This window comes from Paenibacillus sp. 01T422 (assembly GCF_056398785.1).
This window is the reverse complement of the sequence record NZ_JBFTQB010000721.1, coordinates 1-3,429: the sequence shown is the minus strand read 5'-3', so window position 1 is coordinate 3,429 and position 3,429 is coordinate 1. Positions and strand designations below refer to the sequence as shown.

Here is a 3,429-nt window from a genome sequence, read left to right as displayed (position 1 = left end):
AGCGTATACAGGTTCGGATCTTCCGCCGACCATTTCTTAGGATTGGCAACTAGTTTGGAAGAGTTGACCTGAACCTCAGAGTTGCCGCCAAACGCTGTTTCCATTTTGACTGGCTCGGTAAATACCGGCTGCTCGTTAGCGTCATAGAGCATCGCCTCTACCGTATGATTGGCTGGCGTAGTGTCGCTGATATAATTTTTGACGTTTACTTTCAGATTTAGCGCAGCATCCTGATAGGAAGCATCCAAATCCGTAACGACGCTGAAATCCCGCATATGAACCGAAGGTGTGTTGAAAAGAAAAACATCGCGCTGAATGCCGCTTAATCGCAGGGAATCCTGGTCTTCGAGCCAGCTTCCGTCCGACCAACGATAGACTTCGACAGCAAGCGTATTCTCGCCCGCCTTCAGATACGGGGTAATATTAAAGTCTTTCGGTGAATAGCTATCTTCGCTGTATCCGACTTTTTGGCCGTTAACCCAGACGTAGAATGCGCTTTCAACGCCTTGAAAGGAAATAAACGTTTGCCGGCCGGACCAATTGTCCGGAATCGTAAATGTGCGCTTATACGATCCTACAGGATTATATTCCGTAGGAGCGACAGGCGGCTGAACATTGGTGGAGTTGCCATTGCCCCAGAACGGATACGTAATATTCGTATAAATGGGGAAATCATAGCCTTGAAGCTGCCATTCGCCAGGTACTTTAATCTGACTCCATGAACTCGTATCATAGCTATCCTTATAGAAGTCTATAGGACGGGCGTCAGGGTTCTTCGCAAAATTAAATTTCCATTGTCCGTTGAGAGATTGGTAATAAGGGGACAGATGGTCCGTCATCGCAGAGATCATATCCGCTCCATGCAAGGCGGAAGGCACATCGCCATACGGAATAAACGAGGCATGTGCAGGTTCCCGGTTCACTTGGAAAATATCCGGATTGTTACTCCATTCCGGATAACCGTTAGCAGGGGCAGCAGATGCGCCTAAAGCGCCAAAGCTGTTGACCGCCAAAAGGAGCATAAGCGTCAACGATATTTTCTTTTTCCACTTCATACATGTCCTCCAAATCGATTTCACTAGATTATATTAACGACTCATCAAGCAATTCACTTTTGTTGTCTAAAAAACTGGCAGCGTTTACAAAAAGAATTTTGATACAAATTGTATCATTTTGGGCATAATTTATTATTTCACCTAAGGAACCTCCCTCCAGTAGATATTTGTTAATTAAAGGTACTACCTAACATCTCAATAATAACACAATAGTATCCAATATTTTTCTTAAAAATACTCACATAAAAACTTAAAAATCCTCATATTTTCTTTCTGCACATTGATTTTGCTTCACCTAATAAACGCAAAAAAAGCGCCACTGGGATTTCTCCAATAGCGCTGATGAAATCCTGCCTGTGAAAAGTCAAAAGTCTGCTGTCCATCTTATATAAACCTGGTCATTGTTTCTAAAAAGATAAACGCTTGGAGCACCTATGCCTTAAGCGAATTCTTTTACAAGGAGGACTTCGAGCATCGTAAGACTAGAGGTGTGCAGTTACTAAATCTGCGCAATCTCACAAGACAGCATGAATCGGTAACGGGACAATTTGTTCAGATTAAACTTCAATTCCAAGCGGTGTTAGATCAGGTATTTCCAGAGTTTAGGGGCGTTTACGGGGCTTTGTACTCTGTGGTGTCGCTGCAAACCTTGTTAGCCTTTCCAACGTCTGAGGACGTTCTCAGTGCCGGTGAAGCTAAATTAACCGAGAAGATCGCAGTTTTATGTACAGGTCGTTCCGAAAAATGGGCTAAAGAAAAGGCTCAGAAGCTCATGGCAGCTGCTATTCGAAATCCGTTTCGAATAGCGCCATATCAAAGTCACTTATTTAGTATGAGTATGTACATTAGCATGCTCCTCCATTATAAAGAGCATCTATCGATCCTAGAAAAGCAAATAGATGCACTCTTCTAAGGCATAGGCTGGAGTCCAGTGTTCGAGCACTTTTTCGATATTCGAGTCAAATTGACGTACAGCTTCCACGATCATTCCTCTCCTTGTTAATTGGATATTTTTGTTATATTGTAAGTTTAGCATAGATCGAAGACTTGAAACTTTAGGTTACGATTTCGGAAGTCTCCCTTACACTCAGTATCCTCCCGTTAGGTGAGCGATAGGCTGCCGATCGTGGCGGCAGCCTCCCATTGCTGTGATTGAACAAACGTTCACCAATAGTTTAATCTACTACGACCCTATGGCTTGGGTGGTCTATAGAAAAAATTACTTGTTCTGCATCAAATCGAGTAACTCTTTTTACTTCATAAAACCCAAGTTTCTTTAATAAGGCACATGACGAAGTGTTTGCCGATTGCGCCTCAGCAAGTATCTTTTTATATGCTTTATCTTCGAAAGAATGGCATAATACTTGACTTACCGCCTCCAATGCAAAACCATTACCCCAAAAACTTGATAAAAACATATATGAAATTTGAGTATATTCTCCATCATAATGTGGTGTTAATAAAATGCTTCCTACAAATGCACCTGAACCTAGTTCTTTAACTGTCCAATAATGGCAGTTTTCTTGGGGATTTATCCATTCTGTAATTCTATCTTCAATTTGCTGTGAACTTCTTTGACCGCCCAAGTAATCCCATACTTTAGTGTCATTGTATAATTTCAACAAATCAATATAGTCAGCTTGATTAGTTATTTTAATGCTACAACGATTTGTTTCCAATCTGCATTCTCCTCGTCAGAAGTTTAGCTTTCGTTGAAACCATGTTTATAAATTTATTAGTTACTCTTATGAAGCTAACTAATCTCGTCCTATTCTAACACGACTTCCTCAACTAATCTGCCCGTTACTTCAACGAGGCTGCCGATTAATGCCGGCAGCCTCGTCTTGGTTTCTTTTTAACAAACGTTCTTACGTTAGTCGAACAAAATATTGAGTTTATATTTCTTTTGCCATTACGATGCTCGTTTCTTTATAGCCTAACTTTTCATATAAACTACGCGCTATTTGGTTATTAGCAAAGACGTGAAGTCCTATACTCCTTATGCCAAATTCTCTTCCCACCGTTTCTATATCTTCCATCGCTTGCTTGCCAAATCCACGTCCTCGGTAATCTTCCCTAATTTTTATATCGTAGATAAATCCTTTGTTGTTTGGTTTCAATGCTAGCCAAATCATTCCAACCTCTTGGCCATCAGAACGAATTGTAAATAACTTGTTATTAGCTGTTTTCTCGCCATCCGGCAATAGTTGTGCGTATTGTTCCGTTGCCTTACTGAAAGATTCCTGTTCGCTCCAATTACCAGATTGGACGTTACTATCTGCATAGCTTTTAATTGCAGAATTAACGTACTCCTGGAATTCAGTCGTATTCATTAAATCTAATGTAATCACTTTATCGTTACCTCTCTTAAAAT

The 3,429-nt window shown here is 40.9% G+C and carries 3 protein-coding genes and 1 pseudogene; 1 reads left to right on the top strand and 3 read right to left on the bottom strand.

All coding sequences use genetic code 11. The features are described 5' to 3' along the window. Window positions 1-1,055, bottom strand: a 1,055-nt coding sequence (locus tag AC1DUA_RS29785) for a sugar-binding domain-containing protein (protein WP_477503183.1), incomplete at its 3' end; no start/stop codon positions are given. A 412-nt stretch (window positions 1,056-1,467) separates the two neighbouring features. Here AC1DUA_RS29785 and AC1DUA_RS29780 point away from each other — a divergent pair. Continuing rightward, window positions 1,468-1,962, top strand: a pseudogene (locus AC1DUA_RS29780) (IS110 family transposase); the annotation flags it as partial. Between the two features lie 268 nt (window positions 1,963-2,230). Here the strand turns inward: AC1DUA_RS29780 and AC1DUA_RS29775 are convergent. Both AC1DUA_RS29775 and AC1DUA_RS29770 read right to left on the bottom strand, forming a co-directional pair. Further along, the gene (locus AC1DUA_RS29775; RefSeq protein WP_477503182.1) at window positions 2,231-2,734 is read right to left on the bottom strand and encodes a GNAT family N-acetyltransferase; all 504 of its coding nucleotides are present in this window, start codon (window positions 2,732-2,734) and stop codon (window positions 2,231-2,233) included. Window positions 2,735-2,950: 216 nt separating this feature from the next. Next, on the bottom strand, window positions 2,951-3,429 hold a 479-nt coding region (locus AC1DUA_RS29770; protein ID WP_477503181.1), incomplete at its 5' end, for a GNAT family N-acetyltransferase.